Raw genomic sequence first — 18,327 nt, forward strand, 5'->3', positions numbered from 1 at the left:
CATGAGCTTCGTCAGCGTACAGAAACTGCACAAAAGCTATGCCGGCACCCCGGTGTTCGAAAACATCGATTGCCAGATCGAACGCGGCGAGTTCGTCACCCTGCTTGGGCCCTCCGGCTGCGGCAAGTCCACCCTGCTGCGTTGCATCGCCGGCCTGACGCCAGTGGACGGCGGGCAGATCCTGCTCGACGGCCACGACATCGTCCCGCTGAGCCCGCAAAAGCGTGGCATCGGCATGGTGTTCCAGAGCTACGCGCTGTTCCCCAACATGACCGTGGAGCAGAACGTCGCCTTCGGCCTGCGCATGCAGAAGATCAAGGTCGACGAGAGCCAGGTGCGGGTGCGCGAAGCCCTGGACCTGGTGGAACTGGGCAGCTTTGCCGGGCGCTACCCGCACCAGTTGTCGGGGGGCCAATGCCAGCGTGTGGCCTTGGCCCGCTCGCTGGTCACCCGCCCACGCCTGCTGCTGCTCGACGAGCCGCTGTCGGCACTGGATGCGCGTATCCGCAAGCACCTGCGCGAGCAGATTCGCGCCATCCAGCGTGAGCTGGGGCTGACCACGATCTTCGTCACCCACGACCAGGAAGAAGCGCTGACCATGTCAGACCGCATCTTCCTGATGAACCAGGGGCGCATCGTCCAAAGTGGCGATGCCGAGACCCTCTACACCGCGCCCGTCGACCTGTTCGCCGCAGGCTTCATCGGCAACTACAACGTGCTCGATGCAGACAGCGCCAGCCGCTTGCTGCAGCGCCCGGTCGCCAGCCGGCTGGCCATCCGTCCTGAGTCGATCACCCTGGGCCTGAACGGTGAACTGGAGGGTGAGGTACGCAGTCACAGCCTGCTCGGCAACGTGATCCGCTACCGGGTGCGGGTGCGAGAGGTAGAGCTGGTGGTCGATGTGCTCAACCGCTCACCGGCCGACCTGCACCCCGACGGGCAGCGGGTATCCTTGTCGATCGACCCCACGGCGCTACGGGAAGTGGCCTAAGGAGATTCAATACATGGCACTGGCAATATTCGATCTGGATGAAACCTTGATCCACGGTGACTGCGCGTCGCTGTGGAGCGAGCAGATGGCACGGCTGGGCTGGGTCGACGGCAAGGAGTTCCTGCGCCGTGACCATGAACTGATGGAGGCCTACGGCAAGGGCCACCTGCAGATGGAGGACTACATGGCCTTCAGCCTGGAGCCGATTGCCGGCCGCACTCTGGAAGAGGTCGAGCACCTGGTGGAGCCCTGGGTCGAGGAAGTGATCGAGCCGATCATCTACGGCGATGCCTGCCGCTGCATCGCTGAACACCGCCAGCGTGGCGACCGCATTCTGATCATCTCAGCCTCGGGTACGCACCTGGTTGGGCCAATTGCCGCACGGCTGGGCGTGGACGAGTACCTGGCGATCGAGCTGGAAGCGGTGAATGGGGTATATACGGGCAAGACCCATGGCGTGCTGACTTACCGTGAGGGCAAGATTACCCGGCTGCTGGAATGGTTGGACCAGGAGCAGGAAAACCTGGAAGGGGCCAGTTTCTATTCCGACTCGAGGAATGACCTGCCGTTGTTGTTGAAAGTGGATTACCCCCATGTGGTGAACCCGGATGCTGTGCTGCGCGAACACGCCCAGACCAATGGCTGGCCGATTCTGAGCTGGTCCTAGCCTTTGCCAGGGTTTTCGTTCCGGCCGCTTCGCAGGTTGACTGCGAAGCGGTCGGCCCTGATTACACCAGGCTCGGATCTATCACCATCACCAGCTTGCCAGACACCTGGTTGCTCTCAAGCTCGGCATACGCCGCCTGGGCAAACTCTACCGGGTAGGTATCCACCAGCTGTGGCGACAAGCGCCCTTCGGTAAACAACGGCCACACCTGCTGCTGCAGCTCGCGCAGCAGTTCGGCCTTGAACCCATCGTCGCGGTTGCGCAATGTGGAGCCGGTGATGCCCAGGCGCTTGCCCAGTACCTGAGCCAGGTCCAGCTCGACCTGGCGCCCGCCCATCAGGCCAATGATCACCCAACGCCCATCGCGTGCCAGCAGCTTGAGGTTCAATTGCCCGTAACTCGCCCCCACTGGATCGAGAATCACGTCGAACGGCCCGTGCCCCTCGAGATCATCGAGGTTCTCGTTACGCACCACACCCCCGGCCGCACCCAGGGCCTGGCAGTATGCAAGGCGGTCCTGAGAGCCAACGCTCACGTACACCGGGCTGCCAAACGCCTTGCACAGCTGGATCGCCGCCGAGCCCACGCCGCTGGCCCCCGCGTGCACCAGCACTTTCTCGCCCGCCTTGACTGCGCCCAACTGGAAAATGTTCAACCACGCCGTGGCGTACACCTCGGGCAGCGCTGCCGCCTCGTGCAGGCTCAAGCCTTCTGGCACCGGCAGTACATGGCGGGCGTCCACCACCACTTCTTCGGCCATGGCGCCGCTGGCCAGCAGCGCGCATACCCGATCGCCTACCCGCCAGTCAGCGCCCGCCCCCACTTCTTCGATCACCCCAGCGCATTCCAGGCCCATGTATGGGCTGGCCCCTGGCGGTGGCGGGTACAGGCCCTTCATCTGCAACAAGTCAGCGCGGTTCAGCCCGGCAGCCGCCACGCGAATACGTACTTGGCCGGCGTCACAGGCCGGGCGTTCGGCCTCGACCCACTCCACATGTCCGTCAACGCCTTGCAATGCCTTCACAGTGCCTCCATAGTTGAATCATGACTGAGCCTGGGGAACGCTTACCCCAGGCTTTTTGCAGTATTTGTCCGGCTCAATGGAACCGGCAACGGAAAAGACGGCCTACTATGCGTGATCAATTGCCTCCACGTCGAATCAGCATGAAGCATTTCCTACCAAGCACCGCCCTGGCCCTGATGATTGGCCTGGGCAGCCTCACGCTCGGCGGCAATGCGGCGGCCGCCAACAAGTGGGACAGCCTGCAGCCGGACCGTGACGAAATCGTCGCCAGCCTCAACGTGGTGGAGCTATTAAAGCGCCACCACTACAGTAAACCGCCGCTCGATGACGCCCGCTCGGTCATCATCTACGACAGCTACATCAAGTTGCTGGATCCGGCGCGCAGCTATTTCACCGCCGCCGATATCGCCGAATTCGACAAGTGGAAGACGCAGTTCGACGACTTCCTCAAAAGCGGTAACCTGGACCCCGGCTTCACCATCTACAAGCGCTACCTCGACCGCGTCAAGCAACGCCTGGACTTCGCCCTGGCCGAGCTGAACAAGGGCGTGGACAAGATGGACTTCACCACCAAGGAAACCTTGCTGATCGACCGCAAGGATGCCCCATGGATGAAGAACCAGGCCGAGCTGGACGACCTGTGGCGCAAGCGCGTCAAGGACGAAGTACTGCGCCAGAAGATCGCCGGCAAAGAGCCCAAGCAGATCCAGGAAACCCTGACCAAGCGCTACAAGAATCAACTGGCGCGCCTGGACCAGACCCGTGCCGAGGACATCTTCCAGGCCTACATCAACACCTTTGCCCAGTCCTACGACCCGCACACCAACTACCTGTCGCCGGACAATGCCGAGAACTTCGACATCAACATGAGCCTGTCGCTCGAAGGCATCGGCGCTGTGCTGCAAAGCGACAACGACCAGGTCAAGATCGTGCGCCTGGTGCCTGCCGGGCCTGCGGCCAAGACCAAACAGGTCGCACCGGCCGACAAGATCATCGGCGTTGCCCAGGGCAACAAGGAAATGGTCGACGTGGTCGGCTGGCGCCTGGACGAAGTGGTCAAACTGATCCGCGGCCCGAAAGGCTCGGTGGTGCGCCTTGAAGTCATCCCGGCCAGCAATGCGCCGAGCGACCAGACCAGCAAGATCGTGTCGATTACCCGTGAAGCGGTGAAACTTGAAGAGCAGGCAGCGAAGAAGTCGGTGCTCAAGCTCAAGCAGGATGGCCGTGATTACAAGCTGGGCATCATCGAAATCCCGGCCTTCTACCTGGACTTCAAGGCCTACCGTGCCGGGGATCCGGATTACAAGAGCACCACGCGCGACGTCAAGAAGCTGCTGACTGAGCTGCAAAAGGAAAAAGTCGACGGCGTGGTCATCGACCTGCGCAACAACGGCGGCGGCTCCTTGCAGGAAGCCACCGAGCTGACCAGCCTGTTCATCGAGAAAGGCCCGACCGTACTGGTACGCAACAGCGACGGCCGCGTGGATGTGCTGGAAGACGAAAACCCTGGCGCCTTCTACAAAGGCCCGCTGGCACTGCTGGTCAACCGCCTCTCGGCTTCGGCCTCGGAGATCTTCGCCGGCGCCATGCAGGACTACCACCGCGCGCTGATCATCGGTGGCCAGACCTTCGGCAAAGGCACCGTGCAGACCATCCAACCGCTTAACCATGGTGAGCTGAAGCTGACCCTGGCCAAGTTCTACCGGGTTTCCGGCCAAAGCACTCAACACCAAGGCGTGTTGCCGGATATCGACTACCCGTCGATCATCGACACCAAGGAAATCGGCGAGAGTGCCCTGCCCGAGGCCATGCCATGGGACACCATCCGCCCGGCGATCAAACCGGCAAGCGACCCGTTCAAGCCGTTCCTGGCCCAGCTCAAGGCACAGCATGAAGCGCGCAGCGACAAGGATGCGGAATTCACCTACATCCGCGACCGCCTCGCCCTGACCCAGAAGCTCATGAACGAGAAAACTGTCAGCCTCAACGAGCAGGACCGTCGTGCGCGCCACGATGAAATCGAGGCCAAGCAGCTGGCGCTGGAAAACACCCGCCGCAAGGCCAAGGGTGAAGAGCCGCTCAAAGAGCTGAAGAAAGAGGATGAGGACGCGCTGCCGGCCGAGGACGAAAACACCAAGCCGGAGGACGACGCCTACCTCTCCGAAACCGGTCGCATCCTGATCGACTACCTGAGTGCCAGCACCAAGGTAGCCAAGCAGTAACCGCGTCACGGACGTGAAGCAAAAGGGCCGGGCATCTCAATGCCCGGCCCTTTCGTTTTCAAGCCCGCTGAGAACCGATCAGGCGATCTCGGGATAGCTGTATTCGAACACCCGCACCACCTCCGAGGCATGCCATGAGGCTGCTTCCATGCCATCGGCCGGCCCTGTAAAGCGCCCCAGGCGCTCTACACACTCGAAAAAGCCGGTGCGCGGCAGGCGGCTGGCGCCTTGGCTGATCACCAACGAGCTACGCAGGGGCTGCTCGGCACGGGCATCCAGTACTGCCAGGTACTCCAGAGCGGCAGTGAGTGTCTGCATTGCTGGACAGGGCAATTGCAAGCGCTCGATCAGCGCGCGGTAAGTCAGCAAGTGCCGTTGACGGCGGGCCAGATCAAGCTCGTCCAGCAGGCTTTGCCAATGCTGACGACTGATCCTGACCTGGCTCATGACGGCTCGCTCCAACCCGCGACGCCCAGGTGCCAGGCCAGGGCACGGCGGATTGCCGCATCCGGCTGGCGCTCACCTGACTCGATCATGCTCAGGTACGCCGGGCTTACGCCGACATTACGCGCCAGCTGCTCTGGAGCGATACCTTTGGCCTGACGCAACTGCGACACCTGGCTGAAGGCCGGCAAAGGTGCACTTGACGCATTGCCCTCGCTGGTTTCGGCAAGCACCTCGGCAGGGGCTTGCCCTGCGGCCCTAAGCAGCGCTTGGTATTGCTCCCAGGGAACGACGGCGTACTCGGGCTGACCGTCCCGGCTAATGACCTGAATACCCATTACAACCCCCTTACGTAGGATTACGGCATGTAATCCGTAGGCATAATCCTTATGCCAATTATATTACCAAGTGCGGGAGTGTGTGGGGACCTGCTTGCCTTCAGTGCGATTTACGCTCCAGGCGCAGCGCTTCAGGGGTATCGGGCAGGCGTTCTACCACACGCAGGCGCTCGGGTGTCTGGCTGTCGCGCCAAGCCTTGAAGCGCGCCAATTCATCGGCGACGGTCTTGAGCACCCAGCCCAGCACGGCGATGTCATCAAGGAAGCCGACGCCGAGGATCCAGTCGGGTATGGCGTCGATGGGGCTGACGAAGTACAGCAGACCGGCGACGATCGTTACCAGGGCCTTGGGGCTGATCGCTCGGTACTCGCCACGCCACCAGGCCAGGCACAACGACTGCATCAGCTTGACGTCTTCGCGCAATTGGCCAAGGCGCGGGCCCTTGCGCGCCACGGCAAACAGCAAGGCCGGCAACCGGCCGCGGCTGAGCAGGCGCTCAGCCAAAGGCAGGAAGCGTGCGAAATTCCAAGGTGCGCTCATGGACCCTCCAGCAGGGAATAGGTTATCCACATTTATTGTGGATAACCTTGTGAACAGGGTGAAGTTTCTGACGGCAGGCGCCCACAAGGCAAGGGCCCCGGTCAGATCGGGCGTTTTTTACACAGTCGTTGCAGTTGCGCAAACAATTAGCGTCACACCCACTGTGCTTCTTCACGCTGCCTCTTCTCGGACAGTGACCAGGCTGCGAGGTTCGCCCAGCGTGGTCCAGATATGACAACGCCCCGACGAGGCGGGGCGTTGTACGCGGTGCAGCCAGTATTACTTGGCGGGTGCTTCAGCCGGAGCTTCGCCTTCCGGTGCATCACCCTGCAGTTGGGCCGGGTCCTTGATGGCGATCAGTTCCAGATCGAACACCAGGACCGAGTTGGCCGGAATGAGCGGGCTCGGGCTTTGCGCACCGTAAGCCAGCTCAGCTGGGATGAACAGCTTGTACTTCTCGCCAACGTGCATCAGTTGCAGGCCTTCGACCCAACCTGGGATCACACCGCTGACTGGCAGGTCGATCGGGCTGCCGCGTTCGACGGAGCTGTCGAACACCTTGCCATCGATCAGCTTGCCTTCGTAGTGAACAGTGACCACGTCGGTCGGCTTGGGCTGCGGGCCGTCGGCCTTCTTGACCACTTCGTACTGCAGGCCCGAAGCGGTGGTGACAACGCCTGGCTTCTTGGCGTTTTCTTCAAGGAATTTCTTGCCGGCGGAGGCGGCTTCTTCGCTGGCCTTGGCCAGGCGCTCCTCGGCACGTTTTTGCAACGAGGTGAAAGCTTCTACCAGCTCTTCGTCCTTGATGCGCTGCTCTTTCTTGCCGACGGCATCTTCGATGCCCAGGGCCACGGCCTTGGAATCAAGGTCTTCCATGCCTTCCTGAGCCAGGCTCTTGCCCATGTTCAGGCCGATACCGTAGGAGGCTTTCTGTGCCGGAGTCTTCAGCTCGGGGGTGCTGGCTTGTTGGTCGCAGCCAGCCAATACCAGGCCTACCAGGGCAACCGCAGCCGCCAGACGATGCTGTTTCATGCTATTTCCTTGTTCATGCGCCATAAGGGCAATCAGGGTAAAGCCGCGAGCTTAGCAGGCGGCCATGACCAATGGCTACCGGCATAGGAGCGGGTTTTAGTAAGGAAGTTCAGTAGTTAAACGCTTATTCATCCAAGCGTTTGCAGCCAGTGGCCAGTATTGACCTGTTGTGCCGTTTTTGCCCGGTTACTGCGGGGGTTTATTTCACCGGGTGTTGAAATACCTGCGCTCAGGGGTACTTGCCCTCGCGGTACTCCCCTGCCACCTCGCGCAGCACTTCGCACACCCACTGCCCCGGCAGGCTCTGCGGCAAGGCGGCATTGCGGCATATGCCAACCGAGCCGCCCGGCTCGCGCATGCCCAGGTCAAGCTCCACCAGCTCGCCACGGCGCAGGTCGAGCAGCACCGCATCGCGCGGCGCCACCCACAGTGCATCGCTGCCCAGCAGGTAGCGCCGGCTCAGGGCCAGCGACAGCGTCTCCAGGCGCTGCGCCGGCATCTGGATGGCGCATTGCACAAACAGGCTGTCGGCATGCTGGCGGATGGTGGTGCCTGCGGGCGGCAACACCAACGGGTAACGCCCCACCAAGGCGCGCTCGACCGGCGTGGCGGCCAGCAGCGGGTGACCCGGGCGCACTACCAGGCTCATCGACTCGCTGTACAGGTGCTCGAACGAAAGGCCCTGGATCTGCGGGCTGTCGGTCATGCGCCCGACCACCAGTTCCAGTTCGCCCAGGCGTAGCTGGCCGAGCAGCTGCGCGCTGACCCCGGTGGCCACACTGAGCACCAGCGCTTCATGGCGCTGGTGCAGGCGGCACAGTACCTCGGGCATGAGCAGGCCCTCGACCGTCGACAACACGCCGATACGCACCTGTGACGGCGCCCGCGCTTCGCCGCGCAAGCTGCTGACGCCGTCGCGCAGGGCCTGCACGCTGGGCCCGGCGTAACGCATGAAGCGCGTCCCGGCCGGGGTCAGCTCGACGCCCTGGCGGCTGCGCGCGAACAGGCGTGCTTCCAGCAGGTCTTCGAGTTCCTTGAGGGTCTTGGAAATGGCCGGCTGGCTGATGGCGAGCATGTCGGCAGCCCTGGCCAGGCTGCCCTGCCGGGCGATCTCCAGGAAGCACAGCAGGTGACGGTACTTGATGCGGGTGTCGAGATTCATGCCGCAAGCTTACCGCATCGCCGCCTGCGGCGTATCCGGGTCATGCCGCCACAGTTTCACTCGTCAACCCATGATTTGAACACTCACGCACCTGTCATTTCTGTCAGTAGCAGATCCTGGCAGCATGGGGCTGAATAGGCCTTCCGATCTCTACCACACCGGGAGCTCAAAGCCATGACCCGACTCAGGAAGCCTGTACGCTCGCCCCACCCCGTCCGCCCTTTCTGCGAGGCCGCTGCGCAACAGCCCGTGGCCCCCATCGACTTCAGCTATGGCCAGAAAGGCCATGGCCACTTCACAGACAACCGCGAGGGTAACCTGGGGTCTGCGACCAGCGTGCTCAAAAGCAAAGTACGGCCGGGGCGATTCTACGTAACTGGCTATCAGGCCGATTCCGATGGTCAACACCAGGTCTTCATTGCCTGCCTGGACGAGAATGGCAAGCCAGACACCACGTTCAACGGCAGTGGTATGGTCGATTTCACCAAGCTGTCCACGGGGAACTATTTGAACGCCGATGCGGTAGCAGAGGACGAGTCGGGCAATCTGCTGGTGAGCGTGTCGGTTATCCAAGAATCAACCACCCATCTATGGAAGCTGGGTGCCAAAGGCGAAGTCGATCCGAATTTCGGCCAAGGTAGGGGTTATGTCGACACGCGTGATTTGTTCGGTGTGGATCTTGTATTGGAGAAACTGGCCTGTCATCGAGAAGGGGCCGTTGCAACGGCTCTGCGCCGCGAAGAAGGTGTATTCAAGGCAGTGGTTGTGGCCCTGAAGGCCGATGGTGGCAGGGACAGCGGCTTCGGTGAAGAGGGGTTGCTAGCCATGAGTAACCTGATTCCCGAAAGTCCGGTGCACATCCTTGACGGCATTGCCGTCATCGCCTCAAAAACCGGAGTACAGCGAATAGTCATCTCCACTTATGTGAATCTCAATGGGGACGATCATGCCGTAACCAGTAGCCTGTCACTGCGAGGAAGTCTCGACGAGACATTCGGCGATAAAGGCCATCACTGGTCGGAGGTAGGCATTATCAACAATGGTTTTACGGTAGAAGATAGCAGCGAGCGCATCACTTTATACGGCCAGCACTACTCGATTGACGACGACAACAGCCCACCGACCCTCTACCGGCTGGATTATCAAGGCAAACCTGCACCCGAGTTCAACAACGGCCAGGTGGTACGTTTCGACATTGATGGCGCGTGGGACCATATCGCAGAAGCCGACGGTAGCCTGATCGGATACGGTTCGTTCTATGACTTCGCCATGGCAGTGCGCTACACCTCGAGCGGCCAACTCGACACCCGCTTTGTCCCCCCCCATGGCTACGGTCAGTTTGGCGCGATCGTGCCGCAGCATGGGTTCTATTCCTATACCTACTCGATGATCATCGATACCGAAAAACAGCGCATGCTGGTGAGCGGAGAAGACGTGCAACAGAGCTATCGGCTCCCCTGCCTGATCGCCGTCTCCTTGAAACAGGCCCGGTAGTACGCCGCTGCAGCAGAGGCAAGCTCAAAGGCTCTTTGCGGGTAATCCCGCTCCTGCAAGAGCGGGTTTACCCGCAAAGAGCCGGCACTGGCAACACGGGAAAATCAGGCTATAGCCAACTCGACAGCACCATCGTTCAACCGCACCGGCCACACCCGCAACCTCTGCCCGCCATCCTCCAGGCACTCCCCGGTCTGCAGGCTGAAATGCTGCTTGTACAACGGCGCCGCCACCACCAGTTCGCCCTGCACACTGCCCACCAGCCCGCGGCCGATGATGTTGGCACCGGAACGCGGGTCACGGTTGTCCACCGCGTACAGCGGCTGCGCCTGCCCCGGCAGGTAGAACAACGCCACCTGCGCCCCATCGAGCCATACCACCACCCCAGAATCGGCGACCAGGTCGTCGGCCTGGCAGACCGCCTGCCAGTTCACCTGCGTTGTCACAGCAGCATTGAGCAGAGCCATCAGACAGCCTCCTCGACGGTTGGAATAAGGTGCAGGGGTGCAGCGGGGCGACGCTGCTCGCGCTCACGGATGAAATGCACATCCGGGTCGGCCCGCTGGTCGTTGACGAAGGTACGGAAGCGCTTGAGCTTTTCCGGGTCGCTGAGGGCGTTGGCCCACTCGCATTCATACTGATCGACCACGTGCTGCATTTGCGCCTCCAGCTCGGCGGCCAGGCCCAGGCTGTCGTCGAGGATCACCTGTTTGAGGTAGTCCAGGCCGCCTTCCAGGCTTTCACGCCACACCGAGGTACGTTGCAACTTGTCGGCGGTGCGGATGTAGAACATCAGCACGCGGTCGATCAGGCGCACCAGGTTTTCATCGTCCAGGTCGGTGGCAAACAGCTCGGCATGCCGTGGGCGCATGCCGCCGTTGCCGCACACGTACAGGTTCCAGCCCTTGTCGGTGGCGATCACGCCGATGTCCTTGCTCTGCGCCTCGGCGCATTCGCGGGTACAACCAGACACCGCGAACTTGAGCTTGTGCGGGCTGCGCAGGCCCTTGTAGCGGTCCTCCAGGCGCAGCGCCATGGCGACGCTGTCCTGTACGCCATACCGGCACCAGGTGCTGCCCACGCACGATTTCACCGTGCGGGTGGACTTGCCATAGGCATGGCCAGTCTCGAAGCCTGCCTCGATCAACTCGCCCCAGATCAGCGGCAGCTCATGCAACTGGGCGCCGAACAGGTCAATGCGCTGGCCGCCGGTGATCTTGGTATAGAGGTCGTATTTTTTCGCCACCTGGCCGATCACGATCAGTTTGTCAGGGGTGATTTCCCCACCGGGGATGCGTGGTACCACCGAGTACGTGCCGTTCTTCTGCATGTTGGCCATGAAGGTATCGTTGGTGTCCTGCAGCGGCACCAGGGCGGGGTCCATGATCGGCTGGTTCCAGCATGAGGCGAGGATATTGCCCACCGCTGGCTTGCAGATATCGCAACCGACATGCCCCTGGCCATGGCGCGCAAGCAGGTCGCTGAAGGTACGGATGCCTCCGACCCTTACCAGCCCGTAGAGCTCTTGACGGGTATAGGCGAAGTGTTCGCACAGGCGCTTGTCCACGGTCACGCCTCGGGCGGTAAGCTCATGCTCGAAGACCTGCTTGAGCAGCGCCGCACAGCCGCCGCAACCGGTCGCCGCCCTGGTGCAGCCTTTGAGCGCGGCCAGATCGCTGCAGCCACTGTCGATTGCCGCGCACACAGCACCTTTGCTGACGTTGTGGCACGAGCAAAGGGTCGCGCTGTCAGGCAATGCATCGGCGCCCAGGGTTGGCGCACCGCCGCTTTGCGGCAGGATCAGCGCGGCCGGGTCGGCCGGTGGTGCGATGCCATTCTGGACGTATTGCAGCAGGGTGTCGTAATAGCTGTTATCGCCCACCAACACGGCACCCAGCACCTGCTTGCCACTGGCATCCACTACCAGCCGGCGGTAGGCGGCGTTGGCTTCGTCGATGAAGCGGTAGCTGCGCGAGCCTGGGGTGGCCCCGTGGGCATCGCCGATGGAGCCAACATCCACGCCCAGCAGCTTGAGCTTGGTCGACAGGTCGGCACCGGTGAATTCCCCTGCCTGCGCGCCCAGCAGCAGCGCCGCCAGGTTGCGCGCCATGTGGTAGCCGGGGGCGACCAGGCCGAACACGCTGCCATTCCACGAAGCGCATTCACCGATGGCGAAGATGCAGGGGTCGCTGGTGCGGCAATGATTGTCGATCACCACCCCGCCGCGCGGGGCAATCGCCAGGCCGCAGGCACGGCCCAGGGCATCCTGCGGACGGATGCCGGCGGAGAACACGACCAAGTCGGTTTCCAGGTGTTCGCCGCCGTCAAAGTTCATGCGGTAACGGTAGGCCTGGCCGGGGCTGATCGACTGGGTCGCACACGACAGGTGCACACCTACGCCCAGCGCTTCGATCTGCGCCTTGAGTGCCGCGCCGCCTTCGTTATCCAACTGGACCGGCATCAACCGGGGGGCAAACTCCACCACGTGGGCTTCCAGGCCGAGGGATTTGAGTGCATTGGCGGCCTCAAGGCCCAGCAGGCCGCCACCCACTACCACACCACGGCGGGCACCGCTGGCTGCGGCGCGGATCGCGTCGAGGTCGTCAAGGGTGCGGTACACCAGGCAGGCATTGGCGCTGGAGCCCTCGATCGACGGCACGAACGGGTAGGAGCCGGTGGCCAGGACCAACCGATCGTAGCCGTAGCGGCCTTGGGCCGTAACCACTTCGCGGCGCGCGCGGTCAATCTCGAGCACTGCTTCACCCAGGTGCAGGTGCACGCCGCTGGCGTCATAGAAGCCCGGCTCACAGAGGGCAAGGGTTTCGGCGCAGCTGCCGGCGAAGTACTCCGACAGGTGCACACGGTCGTAGGCGCGCTGGCGCTCCTGGCCGAACACCCGCAGCTCGAAGCGCGCCAGCGCGCCGCGCTCGACCAGGTGCTCGACGCAGTGATGACCGACCATACCGTTGCCGACGATGACCAGCCGCTCTCGTTGCCCACTGCTCGCTGTTGCCTTCATAAGCCGATCCTCGATCAAAAAAAAAGCGCCTGGAGCCGAAGCCCCAGGCGCCTTTGCCTGTATTCATCACGGAGTGCCCAGGTGTGATCGCCATTGATCAGTGGGCGTTGTTGTAGCTGAGCTGAAGCAGGGACTGTGCCAACCCTGACTCCTGTGCTGGCCTCTACCCGGGCAAGCCCGCGCCTAGGGAATTGGTTTGCCGCGACCCCCTGCCTGGTGAAGAACCCGCCGCTGACGATGCACTTTCCCGGTGCAGCGCTCCCCAACCTGGGGCACCTCAATACACATCGCGCCGATACCGCTTGGCTTTGCTCAGCGCCTCGACATACGCATCGGCATCCGCACCACCGTGCGCCGCAATCACCTCGCGCAGTGCCGCATCCACATCCTTGGCCATGCGCCGGGCATCTCCACAGACATAGACATACGCCCCCGCTTCCAGCCACTGCCACACCTGTGCCCCCTGCTCTCGCAGGCGCTGCTGCACATAGATCTTTTCGGCCTGATCACGGGAAAACGCCGTGTCCAGCCGCAGGTGGCCACTCGCCTGCCAGGCCTGCAATTGCGCCTGGTAATAAAAGTCGGTGGCAGCGCACTGCTCGCCAAAAAACAGCCAGTTGCCGCCTTTGGCACCCCGTGCCTCACGCTCCTCAAGGAAGGCACGGAACGGCGCAATCCCGGTGCCAGGGCCGATCATGATCACCGGCACGTTGTCATCCTCGGGCAGGCGAAAGTGCTTCGACACCTGCGGGAAGATCGCCACCTTCGCTGCCTGCCCGCGGTCGGCGAGAAAGCTTGAGCACACCCCCTTGCGCGCACCATAACGCACGGTGGAAACGGTCAAGTGCACCTGGCGCGGATGGGCCAACGGGCTGGAGCTGATCGAGTACAGCCGTGGCTGCAGAGGTTTGAGCAACGCGAGCCAAGTGGCCAGCGGCAGGTTCTGCGGGAACGCGCGCAACACATCGGCCAACTGCCGGCCCCACAGCCAGTCCTGCAACTGTGCCTTGCAGTCGGGCTGCAGCAAGCGCTGCAGGTCGGCGGCCTGCTGGCTGAAGACCTGCAGTTGCTGCAGGGTGACGTTGGCAATTTCCAGGTGCGATGCCAGGGCCTCGGCCAGCGGCATCGGCGCATGGCCTTTGAGCTCCACCTGGGCCTGGCCATCGAGCTGCATGAGGGCCAGCAATTCCTCGACCAGCGCCGGGCAATTGTGCGGCCATACGCCCAGGGCATCGCCAGCCGCGTAGGTGAAACCGCTGTCGGCCAGGTCGAATACCAGTTGGCGGGTTTCCTTGCCGGCGCCCGGGCCGCTAAGCAAGCGGTTTTCCAGCAAGGTCGCCGCGCAGGGGTGATGTTTGCTGTAGCTGGCAACGGCGGCAGGCTCACTGATTGGCAGTTGCGGCGCTTCGCCCCCCAGTTTGGGCAACAACGCATCAAGCCAGTTAGCGAAGGCGTCCTCGTAGTCCGGCTCACAATCAACCCGTGGCAGCAAACGGCGCCCACCCAGCTCGGCCAGGCGCAGATCGAGCTTGCGGCCAAACCCGCAGAACTGGTCATAACTGGAATCTCCCAGCGCCAGCACGGCATAGGGCAGCGCCGCGCAATGGGCGCCACCCTCGGCTTGCAGCGCCTGCCAAAAGGCCCTGGCGCTGTCGGGCGGATCGCCATCGCCGAAGGTGCTGGCGATCAGCACGACACTGGCCGCGCCCTGCAACTGGCCGAGGTTGACCGCGTCCAGGCAAGAGAGCTGCACCTGCAACCCCGCCCCACGCAAACCTTCGGCACAGCGTTCGGCCAACGCTTCGCCGTTGCCGGTTTGCGAGGCCCACAGCACTAGATGGCAAGGCGATGTGGCAACCGGCGCAGCCACTGGCGCCGGCTGAGCGAACAGCCCCGCCAGCAACCCGTCGACGAACAACCGGCGGGCAGCGGCCAGTGGCGCGTTGGCCGGCAAGCTGGGCACGCCCTGGGCGCGCGCCTGGTCAAGACCGAGCAGAAAGCCCTGTAGGTAATGGCGCTCATCGTCTGCCAGAACGGGCGTTTGCAGGGTGTCCAGACCCAGCAGGCGTGCAAGGGTCGCGGTTGGCATGGGGGCAGGCTCCGGTGCAAAGGTTGCGGTGCTGAGGTCGAGGGCGTCGATGCGTTCGCCAGCGATCCGCTGCAGGGTCACCGCACAGTGCTTGAACGCTGGCTGCAGCGACACAGGGTCGACGGCATCACAGGTGACGGCATTGATCGCCAGTTGCTCACCGATCACATCGTTCCAATGAAAGGGCGCAAAGCAGTTGCCCGGCATGACCCGGTCACAGACCCGCGCCGGCAGCACGGCCTGGCCACGGCGTGAACGAATCGCCACCTGGTCCTTGTCCTGGATACCCAGCCGCGCCGCATCGTCGGGGTGGATTTCGACGAAGGGGCCTGGCTCCAGCTTGTTCAGCGCAGGTACTTTGCCGGTCTTGGTCAGGGTGTGCCAGTGGTGTTGCACGCGCCCGGTATTGAGCACCAGCGGGTACTCAGCGTCCGGCAACTCGGGCGCGGGCAACCAGGGCCGGGCAAAAAAGCGTGCCTTGCCGCTGGGCGTAGGAAACAACAGAGCGCTCGGGTCGCCCTCACGGAGGTAACGCAGGGGGCTGCGGTCGTCCGTACGACCCGGTGCGCAGGGCCACTGGCGCGGCCTGTCGCGCAATTGCGGGTAGCCAATACCCCGCAGATCGTAGCCGGTGGCCGGGTTGTGAAAACGGCGAATCTCGTTGTACACCGCCTCGGCATCGGGGTAGTCGAACGCCTCGCCGTAGCCCATGGCGCAGGCCACTTTGGCGATGAGCTGCCAGTCAGGCAGGCTTTGCCCCGGTGCCTCCACCGCTCGGGGCATCAACGTCAGGTTGCGCTCGCTGTTGATCATCACACCCTCGCCTTCGGCCCACAGGGCGGCGGGCAACAGAATGTCGGCGTAACAGTTGGTTTCGGTATCGAGGAAGGCATCCTGGGTGATCACCAGTTCAGCCTGGCGCAGCCCTTCGATCACCTGCTGGCGGTTGGCGACGCTCGCCACTGGGTTGCTGCAGATAATCCAGCAAGCCTTCACCTCACCGGCCTGCATCTGCTCGAACAAGGCAACGGTGCCCTCCCCCCCTTCTGCACGTACGCTGCCGGAGGGTAGCCCCCACTGCGCCTCGACAAAGCGGCGGTCCGCCTCCACCAGTGCCGAGCGCTGGCCCGGCAGGCCTGGCCCCATATAGCCCATTTCGCGCCCACCCATGGCATTGGGCTGGCCCGTCAGCGAGAACGGCCCGCTGCCAGGCCGGCCGATGGCGCCGGTGGCCAGGTGCAGATTGCAGAGCGCATTGGTGTGCCAGGTGCCATGAATGCTCTGGTTAAGGCCCATGGTCCAGCAGCTCATCCACTCGCGGGCGCCGCCGATCAATGCCGCTGCCTGGTGGATAGCGGCTTCGCTCAAGCCAGTGATGGCGGCTACCCGCTCAGGGGTGTAGTCATCGAGAAACGCTGGCAGCTCAGCCCAGCCTTCGGTGTGCCGGGCGATGAAATCGGGCTGGGTCTGGCCGTTGCGGTGCAGCAGGTGCAGCAGGCCGTTTAGCAGGGCCAGATCGCTGCCGGGGCGCAGTTGCAGGAACAGGTCGGCCTTCTCGGCGGTGGCGGTGCGCCGCGGGTCTACCACGATCAGCTTGGCCCCGGCTTTTACCCGGTCGAGCAACCGCAGGAAAAGAATCGGGTGGCAGTCGGCCATGTTCGCACCGATCACCAGAAACACATCGGCCCGGTCGAAATCCTGATAACTACCAGGCGGCCCATCAGCGCCGAGTGACTGTTTGTAGCCACTGCCCGCGCTGGCCATGCACAGGCGCGAGTTGGACTCGATATGGCGGGTGCGAATGAACCCTTTGGCCAACTTGTTGGCCAGGTACTGGGCCTCCAGCGACATCTGCCCCGACACATACAGCGCTACGGCGTCCGGCCCATGCTGGTCGATGATGCCACGCAGACGCAGGGCGGCTTGGTTGACGGCCTGGTCCAGGCTGCAGCGGGCCGGTTCATGGTCACGTTGATAGCGCACGAAGGCACTTTCCATTCGCCCGGCGGCGGTCAGCGGCACGTGCGCGGTGAGGCCTTTGGTGCAAAGGCGGCCGAAATTGCTCGGGTGCTGCTTGTCACCACTGATCTTGCTGACCTTACCGTCGGCCACACTCATGACGATGCCACAGCCGACGCCGCAATAGGGGCACACACTGCGTACTTCGGTGCTGGCCATGGGGGCTCCTGATGGAAACGCAAAAGGCGCCGGCTGCCCGGGCTTGCTTGGCAAGCGGGGGCAACACGGCGCCTTTGTCGTGAAGGTTGCAAGGCGGTCGACGTTGACGGCCCTGGGTGGAGGGCTTTCAGCAATTCCTGGGCCAGTTATGCTGGCCCCTGCCCGGGGCAAGCGCGCTCATACCGTGACGGCGATGCTTGTTGGATCAAGGCCCCGCGCGAGCCGCTTCACTGCACCATGCGGTAGCACCGCAAAGGCCCATGGCGCTATGCTGGGGCAATTTCCAGCCAGAGTTACTACCCCTCCCCCATGTCCCAAGTGATCCTCAAGACCCCTGTCCAACTCGACCTGATGCGCAATGCCGGCCATTTGCTGGCCCAGGTTTTCGCCGACCTCGACGCCTTCATTCGCCCCGGCGTGACCACGATGCAGATCAACGACCGCGCCGAGGCGTTCATCGTCAACACCCTCAGGGCACGCCCGGCGAGCAAGGGGCAGTACGGTTTTCCCTACGCGCTCAATACCTCGGTGGACCACGTAGTCTGCCACGGCATGCCCAAGGCCGATGAAGTACTGAACGAAGGATCGATCATCAACGTCGACATCACCTTGGAACAGGGCGGCTACATCGCCGACTCATCGAAAATGTACTGCCTCGGCGAAATCAGCGAAGCGGCGCGGCGCTTGGTCGACACCACCTACGAGGCACTATGGAAAGGCATCAGCCAGGTTCGCCCCGGGGCAACGCTCGGCGACATCGGCCACGCCATCCAGGTGCATGCCGAGGCGGCCGGCTACAGCGTGGTACGCGAATACTGCGGGCATGGCATTGGCCAGCAGATGCATGAGGGGCCCGAGGTGCTGCATTTCGGCCAGCGCGGCATGGGCATGAAGCTCAAGCCGGGGATGGTGTTTACCATCGAGCCGATGATCAACCAGGGCGGGCGTGGTACACGAACCCTGAAAGACGGCTGGACGGTAATTACCCGCGACCACCTGTTGTCGGCGCAGTGGGAGCATACCGTGGCGGTAACAGAAGATGGCGTAGAGGTGCTGACGTTGCGCGAAGAAGAGCGCAACCGCTGACAGAAGCCCCGTGGGTGCTGCCGTGGCTTGACCAGCATCC

Annotated in this window: 14 protein-coding genes; 5 read left to right on the top strand and 9 right to left on the bottom strand. The window is 63.0% G+C overall.

Annotated features, from left to right (window positions below; translation table 11 throughout):
* The first annotated feature begins 1 nt into the window (after position 1).
* Positions 2–991, top strand: a complete 990-nt coding sequence (locus L6D80_RS13890) for an ABC transporter ATP-binding protein (RefSeq protein ID WP_176512610.1) — start codon at positions 2–4, stop codon at positions 989–991.
* 13 nt (positions 992–1,004) lie between these two features.
* On the top strand, positions 1,005–1,658 hold the full coding sequence (locus L6D80_RS13895) for an HAD family hydrolase (protein ID WP_054900509.1): 654 nt from the start codon (positions 1,005–1,007) through the stop codon (positions 1,656–1,658).
* A 61-nt stretch (positions 1,659–1,719) separates the two neighbouring features.
* On the opposite strand, the gene L6D80_RS13900 is transcribed toward L6D80_RS13895, so the two are convergent.
* Entirely contained in the window at positions 1,720–2,682 is a 963-nt protein-coding gene (locus L6D80_RS13900; protein WP_054900510.1) for an NAD(P)H-quinone oxidoreductase, read from the bottom strand.
* A gap of 140 nt (positions 2,683–2,822) precedes the next feature.
* Between L6D80_RS13900 and L6D80_RS13905 the strand changes: the two genes are divergently transcribed.
* Entirely contained in the window at positions 2,823–4,904 is a 2,082-nt protein-coding gene (locus L6D80_RS13905) for a carboxy terminal-processing peptidase (protein WP_176512611.1), read from the top strand.
* Positions 4,905–4,982: 78 nt separating this feature from the next.
* Here L6D80_RS13905 and L6D80_RS13910 read toward each other — a convergent pair whose 3' ends face one another.
* The 5 genes from L6D80_RS13910 to pcaQ all read right to left on the bottom strand — a co-directional run bounded on the left by L6D80_RS13910 (position 4,983) and on the right by pcaQ (position 8,421).
* Positions 4,983–5,351: a hypothetical protein gene (locus L6D80_RS13910; protein ID WP_054900512.1), complete on the bottom strand. Its 369-nt coding sequence runs from the start codon at positions 5,349–5,351 to the stop codon at positions 4,983–4,985.
* Positions 5,348–5,686, bottom strand: coding sequence for a helix-turn-helix domain-containing protein (locus L6D80_RS13915; RefSeq protein WP_054900513.1), 339 nt, complete (start codon positions 5,684–5,686; stop codon positions 5,348–5,350). The genes L6D80_RS13910 and L6D80_RS13915 overlap by 4 nt, the downstream gene beginning before the upstream one ends.
* A gap of 100 nt (positions 5,687–5,786) precedes the next feature.
* Complete coding sequence (locus L6D80_RS13920) at positions 5,787–6,227, bottom strand: YkvA family protein (RefSeq protein WP_054900514.1); 441 nt, start codon at positions 6,225–6,227, stop codon at positions 5,787–5,789.
* A gap of 279 nt (positions 6,228–6,506) precedes the next feature.
* Positions 6,507–7,259: a BamJ family beta-barrel-assembly machinery protein gene (locus L6D80_RS13925; protein WP_054900515.1), complete on the bottom strand. Its 753-nt coding sequence runs from the start codon at positions 7,257–7,259 to the stop codon at positions 6,507–6,509.
* 229 nt (positions 7,260–7,488) lie between these two features.
* Positions 7,489–8,421 (bottom strand): pca operon transcription factor PcaQ, encoded by a 933-nt coding sequence (gene pcaQ, locus L6D80_RS13930; protein ID WP_176512612.1) that lies wholly within the window; start codon positions 8,419–8,421, stop codon positions 7,489–7,491.
* A gap of 174 nt (positions 8,422–8,595) precedes the next feature.
* On the opposite strand from pcaQ, the gene L6D80_RS13935 reads away from it, so the two are divergent.
* The gene (locus tag L6D80_RS13935) at positions 8,596–9,915 is read left to right on the top strand and encodes a hypothetical protein (protein WP_176512613.1); all 1,320 of its coding nucleotides are present in this window, start codon (positions 8,596–8,598) and stop codon (positions 9,913–9,915) included.
* Positions 9,916–10,019: 104 nt separating this feature from the next.
* Here L6D80_RS13935 and nirD read toward each other — a convergent pair whose 3' ends face one another.
* The 3 genes from nirD to L6D80_RS13950 form a co-directional block, all read right to left on the bottom strand.
* A complete protein-coding gene (gene nirD, locus L6D80_RS13940) occupies positions 10,020–10,382 on the bottom strand; it encodes a nitrite reductase small subunit NirD (RefSeq protein ID WP_176512614.1) in 363 nt (120 codons plus the stop codon).
* Positions 10,382–12,934, bottom strand: a complete 2,553-nt coding sequence (nirB, locus tag L6D80_RS13945) for a nitrite reductase large subunit NirB (protein WP_176512615.1) — start codon at positions 12,932–12,934, stop codon at positions 10,382–10,384. The genes nirD and nirB overlap by 1 nt, the downstream gene beginning before the upstream one ends.
* Positions 12,935–13,211: 277 nt before the next feature.
* Positions 13,212–17,201 carry a bifunctional nitrate reductase/sulfite reductase flavoprotein subunit alpha gene (locus L6D80_RS13950; protein WP_176512616.1) on the bottom strand — a complete coding sequence of 1,330 codons (3,990 nt, stop codon included), beginning with the start codon at positions 17,199–17,201 and terminating at the stop codon, positions 13,212–13,214.
* Between the two features lie 309 nt (positions 17,202–17,510).
* Between L6D80_RS13950 and map the strand changes: the two genes are divergently transcribed.
* The gene (gene map / locus L6D80_RS13955) at positions 17,511–18,287 is read left to right on the top strand and encodes a type I methionyl aminopeptidase (RefSeq protein WP_054900521.1); all 777 of its coding nucleotides are present in this window, start codon (positions 17,511–17,513) and stop codon (positions 18,285–18,287) included.
* The last annotated feature ends 40 nt before the right edge of the window (positions 18,288–18,327 follow it).

Origin of the sequence: Pseudomonas ceruminis (genome assembly GCF_021602025.1) — a bacterium.
Lineage (GTDB): Bacteria > Pseudomonadota > Gammaproteobacteria > Pseudomonadales > Pseudomonadaceae > Aquipseudomonas > Aquipseudomonas ceruminis.

Coding starts and splice junctions, on each gene's coding strand:
- L6D80_RS13935 (WP_176512613.1), top strand. CDS start 8,596: ATGACCCGACTCAGGAAGCCTGTACGCTCGCCCCACCCCGTCCGCCCT.
- nirB (WP_176512615.1), bottom strand. CDS start 12,934: ATGAAGGCAACAGCGAGCAGTGGGCAACGAGAGCGGCTGGTCATCGTC.
- map (WP_054900521.1), top strand. CDS start 17,511: ATGTCCCAAGTGATCCTCAAGACCCCTGTCCAACTCGACCTGATGCGC.
- L6D80_RS13950 (WP_176512616.1), bottom strand. CDS start 17,201: ATGGCCAGCACCGAAGTACGCAGTGTGTGCCCCTATTGCGGCGTCGGC.
- L6D80_RS13920 (WP_054900514.1), bottom strand. CDS start 6,227: ATGAGCGCACCTTGGAATTTCGCACGCTTCCTGCCTTTGGCTGAGCGC.
- L6D80_RS13890 (WP_176512610.1), top strand. CDS start 2: ATGAGCTTCGTCAGCGTACAGAAACTGCACAAAAGCTATGCCGGCACC.
- L6D80_RS13915 (WP_054900513.1), bottom strand. CDS start 5,686: ATGGGTATTCAGGTCATTAGCCGGGACGGTCAGCCCGAGTACGCCGTC.
- L6D80_RS13925 (WP_054900515.1), bottom strand. CDS start 7,259: ATGAAACAGCATCGTCTGGCGGCTGCGGTTGCCCTGGTAGGCCTGGTA.
- L6D80_RS13905 (WP_176512611.1), top strand. CDS start 2,823: ATGAAGCATTTCCTACCAAGCACCGCCCTGGCCCTGATGATTGGCCTG.
- L6D80_RS13895 (WP_054900509.1), top strand. CDS start 1,005: ATGGCACTGGCAATATTCGATCTGGATGAAACCTTGATCCACGGTGAC.
- L6D80_RS13910 (WP_054900512.1), bottom strand. CDS start 5,351: ATGAGCCAGGTCAGGATCAGTCGTCAGCATTGGCAAAGCCTGCTGGAC.
- pcaQ (WP_176512612.1), bottom strand. CDS start 8,421: ATGAATCTCGACACCCGCATCAAGTACCGTCACCTGCTGTGCTTCCTG.
- nirD (WP_176512614.1), bottom strand. CDS start 10,382: ATGGCTCTGCTCAATGCTGCTGTGACAACGCAGGTGAACTGGCAGGCG.